The organism is Fretibacterium sp. OH1220_COT-178, assembly GCF_003860125.1.
Classification (GTDB): Bacteria; Synergistota; Synergistia; order Synergistales; family Aminobacteriaceae; genus CAJPSE01.
Window position 1 is genome coordinate 32,340 of sequence record NZ_RQYL01000013.1, and the last position, 23,202, is coordinate 55,541.

A 23,202-nucleotide genomic window follows, 5' to 3' on the forward strand; every position below is an offset into this window, starting at 1 on the left:
CCCGGGTCCTCTTCGGTCTTTGAGCTTTTGACCATGCTCACGGCGGCGGTACTGGCGGGAGGCGCGAGCTCGCGGATGGGTCGGGACAAGGCGGCGCTCCTGCTGGGGGGCGTCCCGCTGCTGAGACGGGCGGCAGACCGGGCCGCGGCCTGCGCGGACGAGGTGCTGGTGGTGGGCCGGGAGGGCTTTCCCGGCCTGTCCGGCGTCCGGCTCGTCCCGGATCTCGGCGGGCCTCCCAGCTCGATGCGGGGGCTGCATGCGGCCCTGACCCATGCGGCGGAGGATCGTGTCCTGCTCCTGGCCTGCGACATGCCCTTTTGGGACCCGGGACTGGTGGATTATATGAAGGGGCTCTGTCGTGACGCGGACGTGGTGGTGCCGCGCCCCGGCGGGCGGTACGAGCCCCTCTGCGCGATCTACCGCACCGCGCTCGCGGCGCGGGCGGAGGCGTTGCTGGCGGAGGGGAGACTGAAGCTCCGGTTCCTGCTGGAGGAGCGAGGGGTTCGGGTGCGCACCGTCGAGGACGGAGACTATCCCTTCGGAGAAAATGCCTTTTTCAACATCAACGCGCCGGAGGACTACCGCCGGGCCCTTGAAATTTTTGCGGCAGAGCACTCGAGGCGGAGAGACGGAGGGGAACATGAGGAATTTTGCCAAGGAGAGGAAGGATGACCGCACGGGGGTCGACCTGGAGACCGCGCTGGCGCTCATCGCACACGACGTCGCTCCCATAGCCGAAACGGAGAGCATCCCGCTGGCCGAGAGCCTGGGACGGATCCTCTGCGAGGACGTGCACGCACAAGGGGATCTCCCGCCGTTCGACCGCTCGCCGCTGGACGGCTACGCCCTGAGAAGCGAGGACACGGTATCGGCCGGTGAGGTCTCCGTCGTTCTGTCCGTGGTGGATACGGTCCATGCGGGCCGCATGGGGGACGTCCCGGTGACCCGGGGAACGGCGGTCCGCCTGATGACCGGCGCCCCCATCCCCAGCGGGGCCGACTGCGTCGTGCCCTTCGAGAGGGTCGAGGAGGACGGGGAGACCATCCGGCTCTCGCGTCCGCTCGCACGCCACCAGAACTACTGCTTCCGCGGCGAGGACGTGCGGAGGGGTGCGGTGGTCGTGCGGTCCGGGGCCAGGGCGGACGCCCGGTCCATCGGCGTCCTGGCCTCGTCGGGACGGGGGACGCTTCGGGTCTTCCGGCGTCCCCGGATCGCGGTGTTCTCGACCGGCGACGAGCTCGTACCGGCGGGGACGCCCCTCGGTCCGGGTTCCATTCACGACTCCAACTCCCTGATCATGGAGTTTGCGCTTCGGGCGCTGGGCATGGCCCCGACCAACCTCGGCTGCCTGCCCGACGACGAGGGACGGGTCGCCGAACTCATCCGGAGCCTGTCGGACCACGACCTGATCGTGACCTCGGGCGGCGTGTCCGCCGGAGACAAGGACATCTTTCACGACGTCCTCGACCGGCTCGGAGCGGAGACGATCTTCCGGCGGGTGAGGGTCAAGCCGGGGACCCCCGTGATGGTCAACCGGGTGGGGCGATCCGTCCTGGCGACCCTGTCGGGGAATCCGTTCGCGATGTTCGTCAACCTCCAGCTCTTCGTCCGTCCGATCCTCGCGGCCCTTACGGGGGACTCCGGCCTGCTTCTGCAGGCGGGAAGCGCGGAGATGGAGAACGATTACCCCAAGGCGAGCCCCATGCGCAGGTTCCTCCGGGCGACGCTTCGCGGCCCGCGCGTCCGCGCGCCCGAGGGGGACTCCCCGGGGATGATCGGCAACATGGCGGACAGCGACGTGCTGATCGACATCCCAGCCGGGAACAAGGGCCTGCGTGCGGGCGAGACCGTAAGGCTCTGGCACATCCGCCCCCGATGAGGCCGGCCATCCCCGGGCCCCCCACCGTATGCATCTGCGGCCACAAGAAGTCGGGAAAGACCCTGCTCGTGACGCGGCTGGTGCGCCATCTCTCGGACCTGGGACTGGCCGTCGGGACGATCAAGCACGACGGGCACGATTTCGACCTCGACCGTGAGGGCACGGACAGCTGGCGGCACCGCGCGGCGGGAGCGAGGGCTTCGGCCGTCTTTTCCTCGAAGCGCTGGGCGCTGTTCCGCGACGGAGAGCCCGCGCTGGGGACGATCCTCGCGTCGATGGCCGACATGGATCTGATCCTCGTCGAGGGACTCAAGGGATCCGCATGGCCGAAGATCGTGGTTTATGGGGAGGGGGAACGTCCGGAGGCCGCAGAACCGATCCTGGCGGTCGTGTCGCGGGAGCCCGTGGAGCTGCCGTACCCCCGATTTCGCCCGGACGAGGTCGAGGCCATCGCCGCACGGATCCGGTCCGGGATTCGGGATTGCCCATAAGCGGCCACGGGGCGGCCTTTGCGGCCGCCCCGTGTGACAGTGCGTAAAAGGAAGAGATCGCGAGTCGGACTCAGTGCGTCTGCAGCCGGGCCGCCTTGAGGACGTTCTTGGCCAGCACCGAGGTCGTCACCGCACCGACGCCGCCCGGGACGGGGCTGATCATGGAGACGATCGGCTCCACGGCGGCGAAGTCGACGTCGCCGCAGAGCTTGCCCTCCGCGTCGACGTTGATCCCCACGTCCACGACGATGCTCCTGTCCGTAACGCAGTCCGCACCGATCATCCCCGCCTTGCCCGCCGCAGCCACGAGGATGTCCGCCCTGCGGCAGACCGAGGGCATGTCGACGGTCCGGGTATGGCAGATCGTCACGGTGGCGTGCTTCGCCAGCATCAGCATCGCCAGGGGGCGCCCCACTACCATGCTGCGCCCGACGATCGTCACGTTTTTCCCCTTGGGGTCGATCTTGAAGTGCTCCAGCATCTCCATCACCGCACCGGGCGTGCAGGGCGCAAACCCGTCGTCCTCGCCCGCAAAGACCTTGGCGGCGCTGAGGGGGCTCATGCCGTCCACGTCCTTGCGCGGGTCGATGGCGCGACGCGGGGCGTCGCCGTCCAGGTGCTTGGGCAGGGGCCGGAACAGCAGGATGCCGTGAACCGCAGGGTCCGCATTGATCTTGCCGAACTCGGAGTCGAAAGCACGCTGATCGATATCCTCCGGAAGTTCGTACACCTGCGCGGCGATGCCCAGCCCCTCGAAGCGCTTCAGCGCACCGCGTTCATACGCCAGGTCGTCGCCCCGGGCACCGACCCGAACGATGGCCAGCTTGGGCTCGATCCCCTTGGCCCGCAACGCGGCGTGCTCCGCCTGCAGGGCCTCCTTCATGCTCGCGGAAACTTCCGATCCCTTCATGAGAACAGCCATGTCCTTCGTCTCCCTTCTCGGATCTCAACGATCGGGCGCGGTGCTCCGGCGCACCGCTTTCCTTATCCTACCTTAAAGTACGATAACACAAAATCCTGAAAAAGGGGCGCCGGATGCAGCGGTTCGCGGACAAAAAAAGGCCCCGGCCAGAACTTTTCCAGGACCCTTCAAGGACAAGGAGAGGCGTCGCCGACCTCTCGTCGGGCTCCGCCGGGCCCTCCGGTCTCGACCGGGTATCCGGAATTGCTCCAGCGAATCCAGCCGTCGCTGTACTTCGAGACGTTGTTCAGCCCCATGGCACGGGCATAGAACCAGACCTCGGCGGCCCTCCAGCCCATGCCGCAGGAGAAGATCAGGTGGCGGCTCCAATCGATGCCGCAGCGCCGCCAGAGGCTCAGGATCTCCGAGTCCTGCCGCATCGTGTCGTCCACGTTGCGGTAATAGTCCAGGGAGTGGGGATCGCCCAGGCCCGCATACCCCAAAACGGCCCCGGGAATGTGTCCCACGATCTCCTGATGGTCGTAGCCCGAGACGTCCCCGCGGTACTCCTCCAGGGAGCGGATGTCCACGAGCTGCGACGTCCCCCAATCCGAGCGGAGCGCCTCGATCTCGTCGATCGTCCTCAAAACCTCCCCACGGCCGGGGACGGCGATGCCGAAGGACGATGCCGGCACGGGCCGGACCGCCTCGGTCGACAGGGCGTATCCCCGTCGTTTCCAGGCCCCCAGTCCGCCGTTGAGGACCCGAACGTCCCGGACTCCCAGATAGTGCAGGGCCCACGCCGCACGGCACATGGCCATGGGCGAGGCGCCGGTCACCACCACGCAGTCCTCCGAGGTGATGCCCAAAGCCAAAGCCGCTTCCTCCAGGGCTTTGGGATCGGCCAAGCGATACCGCGTCTCGGGCACGAGGTTTTTGTCGCTGTACAGATGGTCCACATCCAGATGGACCGCTCCGGGCACGTGTCCGAGTGCATGGGAGACCTCGGCGCCGCCCTTGCTGGCCTCGACGACCTTGACGCCCCGGCCGGAGTCGAAGGTCTCGGCCGGGCGTCCCTCGAGCCGCTCCCTGAGCGCGAAGGCGGACACCAGGAGTCCGTAGCCGGGATAGCGCTCCAGAGGACGGCCGTCGGCCCGAGCCCAGATTCCGAGGTCGAAGGAGGAGATCCTCTTGAAGCCTCGTCTCCGGAGCCAATCGCCCAGCCGGGCCGTCTCCTTCCCTCCGACGTCGTAGAGGAGCAGCTCCCGATCGGGAGTCATCCCCTTCTCGGTCAACGCCTCGGAGAGGCGCTCCTCCAGATCGTCCCGGCAAACGTCCAGCCATCCCGCATCGAAGCTCACCGCCCCGGGCGCGTGCCCGCCCCATGAGGGGCACCCATCGCTCCAGCCGTTGTACAGATCGCTTCGGCGGGCATCCACGAGCAAGGCGCCGTCACGACGCAGGGCGTTCCTCAGCTCCTCGGCGTTCAGCATCGTCAAGCCTCCTTTTTTTCCCAGACCCTTCACGACGGCCGGGCCCCCGAGCCGAACCCGGGGACCCGCCGATACGCGTTCCGTGCCGTTGTTTTCCCTGCGCTCCTCCGGGCTACTCCACCACGTCGTCCACCAGGAAGAGCTTGACCGCGGAGCACACCTGGAGGATGAAGATGAAGAGGACCACGAAGCCTCCGGCCGCCCCGAGGGATTTGACCCCCTCGACGCCCTGTTCGGTGCCTCCGAACGCCGCCATGATGATGGCGATGGCGCCGATGATCACGCCCCAGAGCACCTTGAGGTAGCCCGGCGCCTCGGTTCCGATGGGGACGTCCTTGATGCACATGGAGGAGATGCTGTTGGTCGTGGCGTTCGCCGCCGTGACGTAGGAGATGTAGATCACGAAGAGGTTGATCGGGACCACGATGTAGCCCAGGTTGAAGGGCAGCACCCTCAGGAACTCCCAGAGCGCCGTCACGGCGTTGGAGTTCTTGATGGTCCCGACCAGGTCGACGCCTCCGGCCATCTGTATGGACAGCGCCGAGTTGCCCCAGATGGAGAACCAGACGAGCCCGAAGACGGCGGGCAGCACGAGGTTCACGATCAGGAACTCGCGGATCGTCCGCCCTCGGGCGATCATGGCCAGGAAGATGCCCGTCACGGGGGCGTAGGCCACCCACAGCGCCCAGTCGTAGAGGGTCCAGAACTGGTTCAGAGGCACGCCGGCGATGTCCACGGGGTCCAGGGACCAGAGCCAGAAATTGTTCAGCCACGTGGCCAGCCCGGCGGTGGCGTTACGCACGATGAAGAGCGACGGGCCGGTGATCACCAGAAGGATCATGAGGCCGTAATAGAAATAGGCATTGAGACCCGCGATCTTCTTCATGCCCTTGTCGAGCCCCACGTAGGTCGACGTGGTGAAGCTCAGCACGATGAAGATTCCCGTGACGACGAAGAGGGACAGCGTTTTCTGCAGGCCGTAGATGTGCTGCACCCCCGTGGTCAGCAGGGTGATGCACATCGTGAGCCCGGAGGTCAGGCCCAGGATGATGGCCATCATGGAAAGGGTGTCCACCAGACTGGCCGTCACGCCTCGCGCGACCCAATCCCCCAACAGGGGCTTGAGGGTCGAGGTCACGGCCAGGCGATCCTTCTTGTTGTAGTAGATGTAGGCCATGAGCACGCCGCTCAGGGCGTAGATGGCGTAGGGGATGAACGTCCAGTTGTGGAAGCACCGGGCCATGGCGAACTGGGCGGCCTGAGGGGTTCCCGGGGCGATGCCCAGGGCGTCCAGCTCCCGATAGACGTTGCCGTAATAGATCAGGGGCTCGTTGACGCTCCAGGTGACGATGCCGACGGCTACGCCGCCGGTGAGCGTCATGGCGAACCAGGTCCAGAAGGGATACTTGGGCTCCGCATCCCGGCCGCCGATCCGGACGGACCCGATCTTGGAGAACATCAGGTACAGCACCAGCAACAGGGTGACGAGGGTGACGAGGGCATAGGCCCAGCCGAAGGTGAGCAGAGTCCATCGGAAGAAGCTGCGCGCGGTCGCGGTCATCGACTTGTTGTCCCACAGGCCCCAGACGGCCGCAGCCCCTATCAGAACGAAACCGGGAATGAAGACCTCCCACCTCAGCTCTCGTTTGTCCTGAATTCTTGTCGCGTCACTCATCGAACTCGCTCCTTTCAATCCAACGATCGTCAATCCAACGATTCGGTCTCGAGACCGTCCCGATTTGCAGCCGCGCCCTCATTGCCAGTGCAGCAGGACCGCACCGACGGTAAAAGCCGCCGCGACCAACCAGGAGATCAGCACGTAGGGCATGATGAAACGAAGCCACTTCGAAAAGGGGACCCGAGCATACGTCAGGTACCCCACCAGGACAGCCACGGCAGGGTAGCACAGATTGGACAGCCCGTCTCCGAACTGGAAGGCCAATATGGCCGTCTGTTTGCTGACCCCGAGGATCTCCGCCATGGGGAGCATGATCGGCAGGGTCGCCATGGCCTGTCCGCTTCCGGAGGGAATGAAGAAGTTTATGACCGTCTGCACGGCGAACATGGCCGACGCCGTAAACGTCGTAGGCACGTCCTTCAGAGGCGACGAAAGCGCGTGAATGACCGTATCGATGACCCCGGACTTCTCCATGATGACGGACAGCGCCCTCGCGAGGCCTATGGAGAGGACTCCGGCATAGATCGAACGCCCTCCCTCCACAAAAACGTCCGCAATGCGGTTCGGTGTATACCGGGCCACAAGGCCGGCCGCAACGGCACCGAGAAGGAAGAAGGCCGAACGCTGCGCGTTCTTCCATCCCCAGTACACCGCTCCATAGACCGTGAGGCCGAGAACGGCCAGAAAAATCAACAAAATGACCTTATGAGCGAAAGTAAAGGGACATTCCTCGAGGTCGACGTGTTTCTCCTCCAGCACGCCATCGACCTTCCACAAGACGCTGCTCGACGGACGCCTCTTGACCCTGGCGGCGTACGGCAGGATGTAGGCCAGCGATACGGCCCACAGCACCACGAGGACCAAGGTCCTGTACCCCATCCCCGAGAAGATGGGGAGCCCCGCCATGGTCTGGCCGGTCCCGACGGTCCAGGGGTTGGTGGGGCCGGCGGTCCAGCCTATGACCACGGCCACCACAGGAGTGGCTATGCCGACGATGACGTCATACCCCAGGGCCAGCGCTATGGTCACGCAGATGGGAGCGAAGGGAATGGCCGCCTCCAGCATGCCGGGGAAGGCGCCGAGAATGGCGAAAAAAGAAAAAATCAGGACCAGAACCCACGAGGAACGGTTGGAACCGAAACGCCGGGCGAAAGCCGCCACGACGCCCGTAATCGCTCCCGTGCTCTCGAAGACCTTGATCGATCCGCCAATCATCAAAATCATGAAAATCAGAGGTCCCGCAGCGCTGAGTCCTTGATGAACGGTGCTGACAAAATCGACAAAAGAAAAAGCCGGCCGTTCCGTGTAATGAAACGAAAGCGGATCGATGACCTTCTTTCCGTTCACCATCACCGACTCGTACCGTCCCGCCGGGGTCAGCATCGATACCGCTCCCACCACGACGATGAGCAGCATGAGCAAAACAATGGCGTTCGGCATGAGGCTCCGTTTCGAGGCATTGCGCTCCATGTCCAGATCCGACCTCCTTTGTCCTCACCAAGTCCTTCTCCGATACAATGCCGCATCTTGTTTTCGGAACGCGGGCAAAGTGGGGTGCCGATACCCAATCAAACCGAAGCCGGAGGCTTTGCATGTACTTCCGAAGGCTTACGGAATGAAGTCATACGCTATTCATATTTCTGGGGATTCGTCGTGTTTCAGTGAAAGTCCACCTGGGCTCCCAGCCCCATCTCCCGCGCCTTGTCGTAGATCAGGCTCGCCAGGGCGATGTCGTTCAGCGAAAGCCCGCGGTGCCAGAACAGGATGCGCTCCCGGTCGTTCTCGCGGCCCGGCTTCTTGCCCGCCACAATTTCGCCCAGCTCCGAGTGGAGGGTTTTCTCCGTCAGCTTGCCCTCGTCGACGTGGCGCCTCAGAGAACCGAACTTGCCGCCCTTGCACTGGCCCCAGTCGTCGACCACGATCTTGTCCATCACGTCGGTCAGCGAGAACTCCACGGCGCTGATCGTCCCATAGGGAACGACGAAGGTTCCCGGGGTCACCCACTCCGTCTTCAGCAGCGGTTCGGGCGTCGTCAGGCGCGTGGCCTCCACCATGATATCGGCCCCCACCAGGCACTCCTCGCTCGTCTCGACGGCCTTGACCTCCTTGCCCAGGCGCTCCGAGAGCCGCTTGGCGAAATCGTTTCTGGACTCCGGCCGACGGCTGTTCACCCGGATCTCCTCGAAGTCGAAGATGTTGTCCAACAAAACGACGTTCCACCAGGACGTGCCGCGCGATCCCAGATGCCCCAGAACCTTGCACTTCTTCTTCGCCAGATGCTTGGCCCCCAGAGCCGTGAGCGCCCCCGTCCGCATGCAGGTGATCTCCGTGCAGTCCACGATGGCCCTGGGGACGCCCGTCCGAGGATCGTACAGCGTGATCAGAGCCAGCTCCGAGGGCAGGCCGACCTTGTAATTGTCCACGTAGTCGCCCACGACCTTGACTCCGGCCATGTCCAGCGGGGCGATATAGCCGCGGAGGATGTTGAAATGCCCGTTGAAGCTCGGATCGGGGATCAGGTGCTCGCGCGGTTCGATCACGACCTGTCCCTGTCCCTGCGCCAACAGGCTCTTCTCGACGGCTCCGACGATCTCGTCGTCCGTCAGGGCCATCCTCTCGATATCGCTCCCACTGATGAAATGGATCTTCAAAGCACTCATGACGGCAACCTCCTCATACGAAGAATAAGAAAGACACAATCCTGCGGCAAAAATTCAGGACTCCGCACACGGACGGCCCGGCAACTAAAGCGCGTCGTGCGCAACCCCTCGGGGGGCACCCCCGGAAACTCCCAGGGGGCATCGTCTCAAAAAACGCGGCAGCATCCGAAACCGAACGGCCTCATCGCTCCGACAGGCTCTTAGAAGGAGGGAAGCAGGTCCCCCGACGCCAGGAGCTCCCGCGCCTTCTCGATATCCCGGCTCAGGTTCCTGTCGCGGTCGTAGAAGGGCACGGCCCTGCGGAAAATTTCATAAATTTTCCGGGTCCCCTCGCCCAGGGGTTTTTTGCCCCTGAGGTCCACGGCCTGGGCCGCGTGCATCAGCTCGATGCCCAGAATGTAATGGAGGTTCCCGACGATCCGGGAAGCCTTGTCCGCGGCCAGGGGAAGGTTGCTCGCGTGATCCTCGATCGTCCCCGACACCGCGTAGTAGTCCATCGAGGAGGGATTGGCCCAGAGCCTGTTCTCCGCGTCCAGCATCGTGAAGGTCTTCTGGACCGTGGTGAAGGCCAGCACCTCGACCTCCTTGGGGGTAAGGGCCCGGGTGAGCTTGGTGAAGGCGGGATCGGCGAGCTTGAGCATCCGGTAGCAGGACATCTTCGACAGGTGGCTGAGGGCGGACGCCGCCATCTCGACCGCCAGGGCCAGGCTCAGCGTCTCGAAGTTGGGGCTGACGTAGCTCCTGCCGGCCTCCAGGAGGATGCAGGGATTGTCGTCCGTGGCGTTGATCTGAACCTCCAGAATGGAGCGCACGTAGTCGAGCGCGTCGTAGACCGTTCCGGAGACCGCGTGGGCGCACCGGAAGCACAGAGGGTCCTGCAGCGCCCGGGCCGGGTCGGGAAGATGCAGAAAGCTGCCCTCCAGCAGCGCCCGACACTCCCAGGCGGAGCGAATCTGGCCCGCAAGGCCGCGGACGCCGTTCACGTCCTCCCGCAGGGACTCCATGACCCCGTTGAGCCCCTCGAGGCTGAGGGCAAAAACGCCGTTGGCCGTAGCGACCAGCGTCTCTGCATCCCTGAGAAACAGCGCCGCGAGGGCCTCGCCCTGAGCGTTGGACGAGAGGATCCCCAGTCCGTCCTTGGGCCCCAGCACGACGGGCTTCAGCCCACAGAGCTTCAGGGCCTCCCCCGCAGGAAGCACCCTGCCGCCGTACTCGACCGTGCCCTCCCCGATGAAGGCCAGTCCGATATGGGCCAGGGCCGTGATGTCCCCCTCGCCCACGGACGAGCGCCTGGGGACCTGCGGATGGATGCCCTCGTTGAGGAAGGCGCAGTAGAGCTCCAGAATCTCGACCGAGATGCCCACGTGCCCGAGCAGCGCCTTGTTCAGGCGGATCAGCATCATGGCGCGGACCTCCTCGGAGGAGCTGAGGTCCCCGACCCCAACGCTGTGGGTATTCAGCACGTTTTTGTTGTACTGCTCGAAGAAGGACGAATCGAACTCGGTATCCTTGTTCCACCCGACTCCGCGATTCAGGCCGTAAACGGGCTTGCCGGCGGCCGCCATATCGAACAGGATCTGGCGCGAAGCCATGGCGCGCTCCTTGGCCCGCTCCTGGAGGGCCACCTTCCTGCGGTCGTAAACCACCGAATAAAGATCGGCAAGCGAGAGATCTTTCCCCGTCAGCACCAAGGGCTCCATCGATTTTCCTCCCGTTTTCGGAATATAAGCACCGCAGACGCGGCGTGCCCGCTCGGGTTGTAAGGGCGGGCACCCCCCGAACTCGTCGGAGGAAGGTCCGAAATGCCGCCATCGTCTGCCGCAACAGAATCGATTTTAGCGTGATCCGGCGGGCAAACAAAATACAAAAATTTTATGCGGTCGATAGGTTTTTTCCTATCGCACGAAAAGGCCCGGCTCCCGAGGCCGGGCCTTTTCGTGCGACGACGCATGGGCCCCCTCAGCGGCCGAAGCTGCCGTCAAACGCCTCCACCGCCTCGATAAAGACGCGCACCCCCCGGGAAAGAAACTTGTCGCGGTGCCAGGCCAGACAGAAAAAACGTTCCATGGGCTCGCAGTCCTTCAGCGGGACGATCCTGAGGCGGTCGGCGGCGAGGTCCTTCCGGATCAGACGCGACGAGATGACGGTGACGCCCAGCCCCTCCGAGACCGCGTTGACGATGGCCTCCGCGTTGTTGTACTCGCCCCGGACGTTCAGGGTCAGCCCCCTGGCCCGAACGGCCTCCTCGAACCGAGCCCGCGTTCCGCTGCCCTTCTCCCTGAGGATGAAGGGAAAGACGCAGGCCTCTTCCAGGGTCAGATCCTCGCGCTCCGCCAGAGGGTGGGCGGCGTCGCAGACGAATACGAGGGTGTCGGGGATCATGGGACGGGTGAGGATCTCCCTGCTCCGAATCCTCCCCTCGACGAGCGCGATGTCCAGATCGTTGTTCAGCAGTTTGCGCTCGATGACCCCCGTATTGTTGACGTACAGATACACGTTGACGTCCGCATGGTCGTGCATGATCTGCCGCACGATACCGTTCAGCACGCAGGTCCCCACCGTCACGGTGCCGCCGACCCGGATCAGGTCCATCGCGTTGTGCTCGCGCATGGCCTTTTCCAGGCTGGTCTTGGCCTGGAGCGTGTGCGTGGCGTAGCGCAGCAGCAGGCGCCCCGAATCGGTGATCTTCAGTTCCTTGCTGAACCGTTCGAACAGCTTCGTCTCGTAGACCTTTTCAAGCTCCGCAATGACCTGGCTGACGGTCGGCTGGGAAATGTGCAGGTTCGATGCGGCACGGCTCATGGTCCTGGTCGTCGCGACCTCGACGAAGATCCGAAGGTGTCGAAGCGTCATGTTGTCCTCCCCCTCGATACTCGGTTTCCAAAGGCGCCTCTACTCCTCCGAGGACGCGAAAATGGGGAAAAGCCCGCGATTTCCTGCCGGAATGATCCGCGAGCCCTCCCCCATCCATTATGCCATGCCCGGGCCGCTGGGGACTCTATCCGCCCCCTACGGGCCGATTTTTAAGAACGCGCGTCCTTCAGGTAGGCGAACCAGTAGGCCAGCCCCACGAAGAGCGTGCCGCCCAGGATGTTCCCAAGGGTGACGGGAAGCAGGTTCGCCAAGAACATGGACCTCCAGTTCAGTGCCTCCATCTGCTGAAGTGTGACCCCCAGCTCCAGAGCCTTGTCCATGAACAAGGGGTCGGCCTTGGCCATGATCCCCGCGGGAATGTAGTACATGTTCGCGACGCTGTGCTCGAAGCCCGAGGTCACGAAGAGCCAGATGGGGAAGAAGATCGCCAGGACCTTGCCCGCCACGTCCTTGGCCCCGTAGGCCATCCCGACCGCGAGGCAGACCAGCCAGTTGCAGAGGATCCCCATGATGAAGGCCTTCCTGAAGATCAGCCCCGTCTTGGAGGCCGCAATCTTTATGGTGAAGCCCCCCAGAAGGCCCTCGGTGTATTTGAGCTGCCCCGTCTTGAGGACCAGGTAGGCCACCAACACGGAGCCGATCAGGTTGCCCACATAGACGACAATCCAACTGCGCAACAGGGCCCTGAGGGTAATCCTGCGCTCCGCCAGAGCCATGACCATCAGGCTGTTTCCCGTAAACAACTCTCCCCCAGCCACCACAACCAGGATCAGCCCCGTGGCGAAGAGCGCCCCGGCCAGAGACTTGCCCAGACCGACGGACTTGATGGTGTGAATGGCCTCGTTGGACCCCTGAGAGGCGAACGCGATGAACGCCCCGGCCAAAATCCCCAAAACCAGCTGTTTAGATATGGAAAGTTCCGCTTTGCTCTGTCCCACGCTGACGACATACTCCGCGATCTCGGCCGGACTCAGATAACCGTTCTGCACGCAAAGTCACTCTCCCTTCGCAAGACTCGAAAAAGCACCTACGACCGGAAAAACGCAACTTAGACGATACAAACAATCTCTCGAAAATCCGATTCCCCTTCGGTGTTCTCCCGGACCGGATTTTCGGCCCGGGAGAACACCGAACGCTTCTCAGGGAAATGCCCGTCGTGTCGGCTCTACCCCTCAGAGGTGACGGAAGGCTGGGGTGTGGCGCTGCCCCTCGAGACCCGGGGCGAAAAAACGGAGGCTATTCCACGATCTCGGCGCCGCGGAAGAACACCCAATTGCGAGGAGAGATGTAGATGCCCTTCACCCGGGCGCTCTGCATGTAGGGCGTCGAGTAGAAGTAGATCGGCAGCACCGGCAGGTCGCGCATCAGGATCGCCTCGGCCCTGTGCAGGGAATCGATGCGCTTGGCCCGGTCCATCTGCCTGAGGGAGTCCTTCACCAGCGCGTCGTACTCGGCGTCGGAGAAGTTGGCCACGTTCTCGGGAACGCCCGTCTGCCACAGCTCCAGCAGGCTGCCCGCATCGAAGAAGTCCACGATGTAGGCGTGCCGCGCCACGTCGAAGTTCTTCTGGATGCGCGTGTCGATGAACACCTTCCACTCCTCGTTCGAGAGCTCCACCTCCACGCCCAGGTTCTGCTTCCACATGGCCTGGAGCGCCTCCGCGACGGCCTTGTTGATGGGGTTCAGGTTGTACTTGTAGGTCACCTTGGGAAAGCCCTTGCCGTCCGGGTACCCGGCCTCGGCCAACAGCTTTTTGGCCGTCTCGACATCGGCTCTCTCCGGCAGATACCCCTTGTCCTCCGCGCGGAAGTCCTTGCCGGATTCGACGCCGGGGATTCCGTAGGGGATGAACGCGACGGCCGGCTTCTGGCCGCCCAGCGTCACCTTCTCCACCATCGCGGTCCGGTCGATCGCCAGGTTGAAGGCCCGGCGCACCAGCGGGTTGTCGAACGGCGGCCTCTTGACGTTGAAGACGGAGAAGGAGGTGCCGAGCGTCGGGGCCACCTTCGCCTCGCCGCTCTTGACGAGCTGCGGCGTCATCTGCGGCGGAATCCGGTCGATCAGGTCGACCCTGCCCGCCTTGAACGCGGCCAGGGCCGTGTTGGTGTCCGTGATCATCACCAGACGGAGCTTGTCCACCTTCACGTTGTCCGCGTCCCAGTAGTGGGGGTTCTTCATCAGGGTCATCTCGCTGTTGTGCTTCCACTCCGTGATCATGAACGGCCCGTTGCAGGGGGTCGTCTCCGGCCTGGAGCTCCACCCGCGCGGGTCCTTCTCCACCACTTCGGCCCGCGCCGGATAGAAGATGTGGTAGGACAGGTAGTCCAGCATCAGCGGGGACGGATACTCCAGATCGATGCGGAACGTGGCGTCGTCCACCGCGACCAATCCCACGTCCTCGGCCTTGGCCTTCTCGTTGAAGAACGCCTCGCCGTTCTTGATGAAGAAGCCCAGGTGGGCGTAGGGGGACGCGTTTGCGGGGTCGAGCGCCCTCAGAAACCCGTAGCGGAAGTGCTCCGCCGTCATCTGCGTCCCGTCCGCCCACTTGAGGCCGGGACGCAGATGGAACGTCCAGGACAGGCCGTCCTCGGCCACCTCCCACCTCTCCGCACACCCCGGCTCCGGCGCATCGTCGAAGCCGATGCGCACCAGCCCCTCGAAGAGGTTGAAGATCACGTTCGACCCGTCCACCGCGTTGTTCAGCACCGGGTCGATCGTCCGGGGCTCGACCCCCAGGTTGTAGACGACCTCCCTCTCCGCCGCGAATCCCGCACCGGCCAGCGCCGGAGAGAACACCGCCGCCAGCACCAGAAGCCACTGCATACACCTTCTCATCTCACACCGCCTCCTTATGGCATTGAATGAACGGAATGGCTCGCACCCGCGTCAGGGAAGTTTCGGGCACGCGCACAGGTGCCCGTTTCCCACGTCGGTCAGTTCCGGGACGACCCGCCGGCAGGCGTCGTCGGCATGGGGGCAGCGCGTGTGGAACTTGCAGCCCGAGGGAGGGTTCAGGGGACTTGGGACCTCGCCCGACAACGCGATGCGCCGGCGGGCGTCCGACAGGTCCGGGTCCGGGATGGGGATGGCCGAGAGCAGGGACCGGGTGTAGGGGTGCATGGGGTTGGTGTAGAGCTCGTTGCTCTCGGCCAGCTCCACGATGCCGCCCAGGTACATCACCGCGATGCGGTCGCTGATGTGCTTGACCATCGACAGGTCATGGGCGATGAAGAGGTACGTGAGCCCCAGCTCGTCCTGCAGGTCCTCCAGGGTGTTGACGATCTGGGCCTGGATCGAGACGTCCAGCGCCGAGATCGGCTCGTCGCAGACGATGAACTCCGGCTCCACGGCCAGCGCCCGGGCGATCCCGATGCGCTGGCGCTGACCGCCGCTGAACTCGTGCGGATAGCGGTTGGCGTGTTCGCTGTTCAGCCCGACCAGCCTCAGAAGGCGCCGAACGCGGTCGGGCCGCTCGTCCCTGGGGAAACCGTGGATGACCATCGGCTCCATCACGATGTCCCCCACCGTCATGCGCGGGTTCAGCGAGGCGTAGGGATCCTGAAAGATCATCTGCATCCGTTTGCGCCATGGAAGCATCTCCCTCTGGGAGAGGCGCGAGATGTCCTGCCCCATGAAGCGGACCGATCCGTCCGTGGGCTCGTAGAGCCTGACGATGGTCCGCCCCGCCGTGGTCTTGCCGCAGCCGGATTCCCCCACCAGCCCCAGGGTCTCCCCGGCGCGGATGGAGAAGGAGATCCCGTCGACCGAACGCACCGTGCCGCCCGAGACGGCAAAGTGCTTGGCCAGTCCGCACACCTCCAGCAGGGGGGCGCCGTTTCGTCCGCTCATCGTCCCTCCTCCCCTCCCGGCCGGGCCGAGAGCCAGCAGGCCGTCCCGTGCGTGTCCGAAAGTCGGGTCCGCGGGGGCGGATACCCCATGCAGATCCGCATCGTCTCCGGACAGCGCGCCGCGTAGGGGCAGCCTGCGGGCGGGTTCAAGAGGTCGGGCGGCTGCCCGTCGATGGGGATCAGACGTTTTTTCGCCAGCTCGTCGGGGTTGGGCACCGACCTCAGGAGCCCGCGCGTATAGGGGTGTGCCGGGGCGTAGAAGACGTCGCGCCGGGACCCCTCCTCCACGATCCTCCCGCCGTACATCACCAGGACGCGATCCGCCATTCCCGCGATGACGCCCAGGTCGTGGGTGATCAGGACGATCGACGTCCCGAACTGGGACTGAAGCTCCTTCATCAGCTCCAGGATCTGGGCCTGGACCGTCACGTCCAGGGCCGTGGTCGGCTCGTCGGCTATCAGCAGGTCGGGATTGCAGATCAGCGCCATGGCGATCATGATGCGCTGGCGCTGGCCGCCGCTGAACTGATGGGGATACTGGCCGATGCGACGCTCCGCGGGCTCTATGCCCACGCGGCGCAGCATCTCGAGCGCGCGCTCCCGACACTCGCTCGAAGTTCGGCCGCCGTGCCGCCTCAGGGGCTCCTGCAGCTGGTAGCCGATGGAGAGCACCGGGTTCAGGCTCGTCATGGGGTCCTGAAAGATCATGGAGATGCGCCTGCCCCGCAGGTCGGCCATCCGCCGTTCGGGGAGCGTCGTCAGTTCGGTCCCGTCGAAGTCGATGCGCCCTCCCACGACGCGTCCGGAGGTCCCGAGCAGCCGCAGCAGCGACAGCATGGTCACGCTCTTGCCGCTGCCGGACTCGCCCACGATCCCCAGCACCTCGCCCCGCCTCAGCTCGAAGGACACCCCCCCGACCGCCTTGACCTCCCCCACCGGGGTGAAGAACGAGGTCCGCAGGCCCTCCACGCGCAGAATAACGTCCCTCGCCGTCACGGCGCTTCCCTCCCTCGCCATCGTCTCCGCCCCCCTCGAGTCCCGGCAAAAAGGCATGGTCATTTCCTCAGGCGCGGGTCCAGCGCATCGCGCAGGCCGTCGCCCAGGAAGTTGAAGGCCAGGATGGTGACCGAGATCGCCGCGGCGGGAAAGAAGAGCTGCCACGGATAGATCGCCAGGGCCCCGATCGCGTCGTTGCACAGCACCCCCCAGCTCGCCATCGGCGCGCTGACGCCCAGTCCGACGAAGCTCAGGAACGCCTCGGCGAAGATGGCCTGGGGGATGGAGAAGGTGAGCGTCACGAGGATGGGCCCCATCGCGTTGGGGATGAGGTGCCGCAGCAGCATCCGGGTGCCGGACGCGCCCAGGACCCGGGCGGCCAGGACGAACTCCTCGTTCTTGATCCTCATGACCTCCGAGCGCACGATGCGCGCCATGGACGCCCAGTAGGAGATGCCGAGGGTGAGGAAGATGCTCTTGAGGCCGGGGCCCACCACGACCATCAGGAGGATGACGTAGATCATCAGCGGAACGCTGTGGATGGTGTCGACGATGCGCATCATCAGGTTGTCGGTGCGCCCGCCGACGAAGCCGGAGACGCCGCCGTAGATCACGCCGATCGTCAGGTTGATGAGGCTCGCGACGAACCCCACGGCAAGGGAGATCCGCGCGCCGTAGAGCACCCGCACCAGGAGGTCCCGTCCGAACATGTCGGTTCCGAACCAGTGCTTCGGGCTCGGCATTTCGTTGGACTCCATGAAATTCTGCGCGTCGTAGGTGTAGGGCGAGAGCCAGGGGCCCACGACGGCCAGGAGCAGGATCGCCAGGATCGCCGCCCCGCCCAGAAGGGCCAGCCGGTCCCGTCTGAGGCGTCCCCAGGCGTCCTGCCAATAGCTCCGGGAGGGGCGCAGAAATTCCGCGCCCCGCTTCTCGGCCTCTCCGACGGGCTCGAACAGGGAGGGATCGTTCAGGTCCGGGGACGCCGGTACGGCGGCTCCATCGAAGACATTCATCGCGTTGACCCCCTCAATGAAGCTTGATCCGCGGGTCGATGAACCCGAGGCAGATGTCCACGACCAGGTTCAGGAAGACCAGCAGGGCGCTGTAGAAGATCGTGACCCCCATGATGGTGGTGTAGTCGCGGTTGGAGATGCTGGTGACGAAGAAGGTGCCGAGCCCGGGAACGCCGAACACCTGCTCCACGACGAAGCTGCCCGTCAGTATTCCTGCGGCCAGAGGGCCCAGATAGGTGACGACCGGGATGATGGCGTTGCGCAGCGCGTGGATGTAGACGACCGTGCGCTCCCTCAGGCCCTTGGAGTAGGCCGTGCGGATGTAGTCCTGCTGGATGACCTCCAGCATGCTGGAGCGCGTCAGGCGGGAGATGAAGGCCGTGGGGTACCCCGCCAGGGTCAGGGCGGGGAGCAGGGCCGTGGGCAGCCCCTCCCAGAAGCCCACCGTCACCCAGCCCCACCGGTAGGCGAAGAGGTACACCAGCGCGGTCGCGATGACGAAGTTTGGAATGGTGATGCCGAGCGTGGCCAGGACCATCGCGCTGCGGTCCTGCCATCGGCCGCGACGCAGTGCGGAGACGATGCCCGCGGGGATCCCCACGGCCAGCGCTATCGCGAGCGCCATGGACCCCACCATCAGGGAGACGGGGAATCCGTCGCGGATGAGCTCGTTGACCGTTATGCCCTCGTAGCGATAGGAGGGCCCCAGGTCGAGGCGAAGGACGTCCCAGAGATAGCGCCCGTACTGCACGTGGAGCGGGTCGCTCAGACGATAGCGGTCCATGATCTTGGCGAGGATGTGCGGGGGGATCCCCTTCTCGTCCGTGAAGGGACCGCCGGGGATGGCGCGCATCATGAAGAAGGTGAGGGTGATAACCACGAACAGGGTCAAAAGGCTGGTCCAGACCCTTTGGAAGATGTATTTTCGCACCGTCCGAAACCTCCCGGAAGACTCGATTTAAAAACGGGAATGCCGCCGGTTCGGAAAAAATCGAGGACACGGCAGTGCCGGATCGATTATAGCACTGTCGTCCTTCGGCGACGGGGAAACGACCGCCCCCCCTTTCGCCGATCGGTCTCCCCGTCCCTCCCGGACGGTCCGTCGGGGAGGGGACGAGGGCTTTTTTGTGCTCCTACCCTTGACGCCAAGGGGCTTTGTGGTTGAATAGGGTACACTCGGGCCTGGACGTCCGTCCGGACGCCCAGGCCTGCAGGACGCGCCGCCGTTCGGCAAAAGGAGCGCGCGACGAGGAAGGAGTTGAGTTTTTCTTTGACCTGGTTCGGAGCTCATATCAAAACCCGTTGTGGTTTGCTGGCGATGTGGATTCTCGTTTCGGTCGGGGCCGGGCTTGGGAGCGCGGCGCCGCAGGAAGGAGGGGCGTCCGCGGATATCGCGACCGTCTCCCCGGACGTCCTCTCGAAGGACATCGCCTCGGGGGATGCCGCCCCAGCAAGCGCCGATCGGACCTTCGGTTTCGAGGACGTGATCGAGAGGGCCAGAGAATCGGCCGGGAAGCGCTACGTCCCCCCGGCGCCTCCGCCCGAATCCCTGCGGAACATGAACTACGATCAGTGGCGCACCGTCCGCTTCAAGCCGGAGCGCGCGCTGTGGCGCTTCGAGAAGCTGCCCTTCGAGCTCCAGTTCTTCCATTCGGGCGTCTACTACGACCGCAGCGTGGACATCAACATCATCGAGGAGGGCCGGGCCGTGCCCGTCCCCTTCTCCACGGACCTCTTTCAGTACCCCAACGACGATCTCAGAAACCGCGTCCTCTCCTCCGACGTCGGGTTCGCCGGCTTTCGCATCCATTACGCCATCAACAGGCCCGACTACAAGGACGAGGTGGCCGTCTTCCTCGGAGCCAGCTATTTCCGCGCCGTGGGAAAGGACACCAAATACGGGCTGTCCGCTCGGGGCCTGGCCCTGAACACGGCGCTTCCCTCCGGAGAGGAGTTCCCCTGGTTCCGCGAGTTCTGGATCCGGAGGCCGGAGAGCGACGACGTCGAAATCGAGCTCTACGCGCTGCTGGACAGCCCCAGCTGTGCGGGGGCCTATCACTTCGTCGTCACGCCCGGACCCGAGACGAAGATGCGGGAGGAGTTCCGGGTTTTCTTCCGGAAGGGCGTCGAGAAGGCCGGGCTGGCCCCCCTCACGAGCATGTACTTCTACGGCGCGCCCGAGAACGGCCGGACCGGGGACTACCGTCCCGAGGTCCACGACTCCGACGGACTCCTGCTCCACAAGGACGGCGACATCTGGCAGTGGCGCGCGCTGCGGAACGGGGAGCGGCTGGGCGTGGCCTCGATACCGGTGGAGCGGCTGTCCGGCTTCGGGCTGCTGCAGCGGAACCGGAACTTCGACCGCTATCAGGACCTGGAGGCCGACTACGAGAAACGCCCGTCCCTCTGGGTCGAGCCGGAAGGGGCCTGGGGTCCCGGATGGATCGAGCTGATCGAGATCCCGACGGACTCCGAGTACAACGACAACATCGTGGCCTTCTGGGTGCCGAAACGTGAGGCCCCCGACGAGCCCGTCTCGGGCGCCTGCACCCTCTACTGGGGGCATCACGAGGAGCGCCTCCACACCCTGGGGCGCGTCGCGGCCACGCGCCAGGCGACCGGGGACCGGAAGAACTGGGTGCGCTTCCTCATCGACTTCGAGGGGGGCGAGCTCGACGCCCTGCCCGCGGACTCCGGCATCACCAGCATCGTGGAGGTGGAGGGGGCCAAGCTGGTGCAGAAGCACCTCGAAAAGAACTCCCGGACCGGCGGATGGCGCCTTTCCTTTCAGGTCGAGCTGGAGGCGGGCGGAGGGTTCACCGTCTTTCCCGCCCTTCCCCCCTCCGTGAAGCTCACCGCGGTGCTGAAGAAGGGCGAGAATTTTCCGAACCCCCTCACCGAGACCTGGTCCTACGCCTTCGGGAGGTAGACGGCGATGAACGTCAACGGACCGGCGCCGGGAGAGCTCCTCAGGGATCGGCTGCTCCTCTACGTCCGCGCCCTACGCCTTCCTCCGCGCGAAGGACTCGAGCTGGTGCTGGAGACCCTGGACGGGCTCCGGGACTCCGGGATGGAGGAGGTCTCGCACCCCAGCGCCCGGGACCTTCAGGCGGCCATGGAGAGACTGACGCGGCTGTGCGCCGAGCGGGGCTTCGGGCGTGCGGAGGCGCTGCCGGCCTCCGCGCCGCCCTACAACCGCGGGTCCATGCCGCCGGCGTGCATCTCCGCAACGCGCGGCGGCCCCTTGCTCGGCGGCGCGGCGCGCCTGCTGAGGCGGCTCCTCGGGAGGGCTCCGCGATGACGTCCGCGGTGCCGGCAAAGCCCGCCTGGCGCTTCTCGGCCCTGTGGCGGCGCTGGCTGTTCCTGTTTCTGATCGTGGTCCCGTCCGCACTGGCCGCCTCGTACATGGCGCTCCTCCTTCCGGAGAAGGGCGGCACGCCGGTGGAGGTCGTTCTGAGCGTGCTTTTCGGCATACTCTTCGCCTGGATATCCACGGGCTTCTGGACGGCGCTCTTCGGATTTTTCGTGCTGCTCTTCCGGCGCTCGGGCTACCGGATCATCGACCCCCAGGCGCCGCTCCCCGTCCTGCCGGAGGAGGCCAGGACGGCCGTGCTCGTCCCCGTGTACAACGAGGACCCACGCAGCGTCGGCGCAGGGATCCTCGCGATGTGGCGTTCCCTGGCCGACACGGGCATGGGGAGGGGATTCGACTTCTTCATCCTGAGCGACACCACGGATCCGGACGTCTGGGTCCGCGAGGAGGAGATGTGGAACGAGCTGCGCGAGCGGCTGGGGGCGGAGGGGCGCGTCTTCTACCGCCGCAGGGCCTCGAACGCAAAGAGGAAGAGCGGCAACGTGGCCAACTTCTGCCGCCGCTGGGGCCGGAACTACCGCTACATGATCGTTTTGGATGCGGACAGCGTCATGTCCGGGGACACCTGGGTGCGCATGGTCGACGCGATGGAGCGCCATCCCCGGATCGGAATCCTTCAGACGCCTCCCAAGGGGGTGAACCGGGAGACCCTGATCGCGCGGGTCCAGCAGTTCGCCAACAGCCTGTACGGCCCGGTCTTTGCGGCCGGTCAGAACTTCTGGCAGCTGGGCGACGCGCAGTATTGGGGGCACAACGCCATCATCCGCGTGGAGCCGTTCATGCGCCATTGCGAGCTGCCGAGGCTTCCGGGCCGGGGCCCGCTGAGCGGGGAGATCCTGAGCCACGACTTCGTCGAGTCGGCCCTGATGCGCCGTGCGGGGTACGAGGTGTGGCTGGCCTATGGGGTCGGCGGCAGCTACGAGGAGACCCCCCCGACCCTCATCGACGAGCTGAAGCGGGATCGGCGCTGGTGCCAGGGGAACCTCCAGCATCTGCGCCTGATCTTCACCTACGGCTTCTTTCCCACGCACCGGGCGCTCTTCATCAACGGTATCCTCTCCTACGGCTCCGCACTGCTGTGGCTGATCTTCCTGGCGGCGAGCTCGATCCAGGCGCTGATGGACGTCCTGACGGTCCCCGTGTACTTCCCGGAGCACAACATGCAGTTTCCGCGATGGTACGTCTGGTCCCCCGAATGGGCCCTGACGCTCTTGAGCTGTACGGCGCTGCTGCTCTTTCTCCCCAAGCTGCTCTGCCTGGTCCACGCGCTTCTGGTGGCACGGACCGGGCCGAGCTACGGCGGAACGGCCCGGGTGCTGCTCGGCGTGGTGGGCGAGACCCTGCTCTCCGTGCTGCTGGCTCCGATCCGGATGATCTGTCACAGCCGCTTCGTGGTGGTGACCCTGCTCGGCTGGGGAACGAGCTGGGGCGCACAGTCCCGGGACGACCGGGGGACCACCTGGGGCGAGGCCCTGCAGGCGCACTGGTGGGCGGTCGCCGTGGGACTGGTCTGGGGCTGGCTGCTCCACAGGGTCACGCCCTCCTTCTTCCTGTGGCTGCTGCCCGTGATCCTGCCGCTCGTCCTCTCCGTCCCCATCTCGGTGTTCACCAGCCGCGCCTCTCTGGGGAGGGCCGCAAGGCGCCTGGGGCTGTTCGACATCCCCGAGGAGCGCCGTGTGCCGCAGGAGCTGGCGGACAAGGCGGCGGAGCTGAAGGAGCGCCGCCATTACGCGCCCCTCTCCCTCCCCGAGGAGGAGGGGTTCCGTCGGGCGGTCGCCGACCCTCTGCTGAACGTCCTGCACATCGCGCTCAACCGCCGGCGGAGGGGCCCGGTGATCCCCGAGCGGGTCGAACGGGCCCTGTCGGGAGCCGTGCTGTCCCGGCAGGAGAAGATGGACCTGCTGAACAGCCCCGCCTCGATGCGCGAGCTGCACCGAAGGGTCTGGATGCTCCCCGGGGACGCGGGCGCCCCCTGGGGACTCTGAGAAACGGAGGA

19 protein-coding genes are annotated in these 23,202 nt (G+C 65.2%); 6 read left to right on the forward strand and 13 right to left on the reverse strand.

Features of this window, described 5'->3' with window-relative positions:
* Positions 1 to 33: 33 nt before the first annotated feature.
* The 3 genes from mobA to mobB are packed head-to-tail and all read left to right on the forward strand — an operon-like array spanning position 34 to position 2,370.
* Positions 34 to 672: a molybdenum cofactor guanylyltransferase gene (gene mobA, locus EII26_RS06620; protein WP_255415942.1), complete on the forward strand. Its 639-nt coding sequence runs from the start codon at positions 34 to 36 to the stop codon at positions 670 to 672.
* Entirely contained in the window at positions 641 to 1,879 is a 1,239-nt protein-coding gene (locus EII26_RS06625) for a molybdopterin molybdotransferase MoeA (protein WP_158612193.1), read from the forward strand. Before mobA ends, EII26_RS06625 begins: the two co-directional genes overlap by 32 nt.
* Positions 1,876 to 2,370: a molybdopterin-guanine dinucleotide biosynthesis protein B gene (gene mobB, locus EII26_RS06630; RefSeq protein ID WP_124888368.1), complete on the forward strand. Its 495-nt coding sequence runs from the start codon at positions 1,876 to 1,878 to the stop codon at positions 2,368 to 2,370. The genes EII26_RS06625 and mobB overlap by 4 nt, the downstream gene beginning before the upstream one ends.
* A 70-nt stretch (positions 2,371 to 2,440) precedes the next feature.
* Here the strand turns inward: mobB and EII26_RS06635 are convergent, their stop codons facing one another.
* The 13 genes from EII26_RS06635 to EII26_RS06695 form a co-directional block, all read right to left on the reverse strand.
* Positions 2,441 to 3,280: a bifunctional 5,10-methylenetetrahydrofolate dehydrogenase/5,10-methenyltetrahydrofolate cyclohydrolase gene (locus EII26_RS06635; RefSeq protein WP_233572644.1), complete on the reverse strand. Its 840-nt coding sequence runs from the start codon at positions 3,278 to 3,280 to the stop codon at positions 2,441 to 2,443.
* A 179-nt stretch (positions 3,281 to 3,459) separates the two neighbouring features.
* On the reverse strand, positions 3,460 to 4,764 hold the full coding sequence (locus EII26_RS06640; RefSeq protein WP_124888370.1) for a rhodanese-like domain-containing protein: 1,305 nt from the start codon (positions 4,762 to 4,764) through the stop codon (positions 3,460 to 3,462).
* 112 nt (positions 4,765 to 4,876) lie between these two features.
* On the reverse strand, positions 4,877 to 6,439 hold the full coding sequence (locus EII26_RS06645) for a BCCT family transporter (RefSeq protein WP_124888371.1): 1,563 nt from the start codon (positions 6,437 to 6,439) through the stop codon (positions 4,877 to 4,879).
* 78 nt (positions 6,440 to 6,517) lie between these two features.
* On the reverse strand, positions 6,518 to 7,912 hold the full coding sequence (locus EII26_RS06650) for a YfcC family protein (protein WP_124888372.1): 1,395 nt from the start codon (positions 7,910 to 7,912) through the stop codon (positions 6,518 to 6,520).
* A gap of 188 nt (positions 7,913 to 8,100) precedes the next feature.
* Entirely contained in the window at positions 8,101 to 9,102 is a 1,002-nt protein-coding gene (locus tag EII26_RS06655) for an ornithine cyclodeaminase family protein (RefSeq protein ID WP_124888373.1), read from the reverse strand.
* A gap of 200 nt (positions 9,103 to 9,302) precedes the next feature.
* Positions 9,303 to 10,802 carry an HAL/PAL/TAL family ammonia-lyase gene (locus tag EII26_RS06660; protein ID WP_124888374.1) on the reverse strand — a complete coding sequence of 500 codons (1,500 nt, stop codon included), beginning with the start codon at positions 10,800 to 10,802 and terminating at the stop codon, positions 9,303 to 9,305.
* A 259-nt stretch (positions 10,803 to 11,061) separates the two neighbouring features.
* The gene (locus tag EII26_RS06665) at positions 11,062 to 11,955 is read right to left on the reverse strand and encodes a LysR family transcriptional regulator (RefSeq protein ID WP_124888375.1); all 894 of its coding nucleotides are present in this window, start codon (positions 11,953 to 11,955) and stop codon (positions 11,062 to 11,064) included.
* A 170-nt stretch (positions 11,956 to 12,125) separates the two neighbouring features.
* Positions 12,126 to 12,965, reverse strand: coding sequence for a formate/nitrite transporter family protein (locus EII26_RS06670; protein WP_124888376.1), 840 nt, complete (start codon positions 12,963 to 12,965; stop codon positions 12,126 to 12,128).
* Positions 12,966 to 13,212: 247 nt separating this feature from the next.
* Positions 13,213 to 14,811: a peptide ABC transporter substrate-binding protein gene (locus EII26_RS06675; protein WP_124888377.1), complete on the reverse strand. Its 1,599-nt coding sequence runs from the start codon at positions 14,809 to 14,811 to the stop codon at positions 13,213 to 13,215.
* 51 nt (positions 14,812 to 14,862) lie between these two features.
* Positions 14,863 to 15,825, reverse strand: a complete 963-nt coding sequence (locus tag EII26_RS06680; protein WP_124888378.1) for an ABC transporter ATP-binding protein — start codon at positions 15,823 to 15,825, stop codon at positions 14,863 to 14,865.
* Entirely contained in the window at positions 15,822 to 16,841 is a 1,020-nt protein-coding gene (locus EII26_RS06685) for an ABC transporter ATP-binding protein (protein WP_124888379.1), read from the reverse strand. The genes EII26_RS06680 and EII26_RS06685 overlap by 4 nt, the downstream gene beginning before the upstream one ends.
* A 38-nt stretch (positions 16,842 to 16,879) precedes the next feature.
* Positions 16,880 to 17,833: an ABC transporter permease gene (locus EII26_RS06690; RefSeq protein WP_124888380.1), complete on the reverse strand. Its 954-nt coding sequence runs from the start codon at positions 17,831 to 17,833 to the stop codon at positions 16,880 to 16,882.
* Between the two features lie 13 nt (positions 17,834 to 17,846).
* On the reverse strand, positions 17,847 to 18,764 hold the full coding sequence (locus EII26_RS06695; protein WP_124888381.1) for an ABC transporter permease: 918 nt from the start codon (positions 18,762 to 18,764) through the stop codon (positions 17,847 to 17,849).
* Between the two features lie 339 nt (positions 18,765 to 19,103).
* On the opposite strand from EII26_RS06695, the gene EII26_RS06700 reads away from it, so the two are divergent.
* From EII26_RS06700 to mdoH, 3 genes are read left to right on the forward strand one after another with little or no spacing between them, the layout of a single operon-like run.
* Positions 19,104 to 20,762 carry a glucan biosynthesis protein G gene (locus EII26_RS06700; RefSeq protein WP_124888382.1) on the forward strand — a complete coding sequence of 553 codons (1,659 nt, stop codon included), beginning with the start codon at positions 19,104 to 19,106 and terminating at the stop codon, positions 20,760 to 20,762.
* A gap of 6 nt (positions 20,763 to 20,768) precedes the next feature.
* A complete protein-coding gene (locus EII26_RS06705) occupies positions 20,769 to 21,134 on the forward strand; it encodes a hypothetical protein (RefSeq protein WP_124888383.1) in 366 nt (121 codons plus the stop codon).
* A complete protein-coding gene (mdoH, locus tag EII26_RS06710; protein ID WP_124888384.1) occupies positions 21,131 to 23,191 on the forward strand; it encodes a glucans biosynthesis glucosyltransferase MdoH in 2,061 nt (686 codons plus the stop codon). Before EII26_RS06705 ends, mdoH begins: the two co-directional genes overlap by 4 nt.
* Positions 23,192 to 23,202 lie beyond the last annotated feature (11 nt).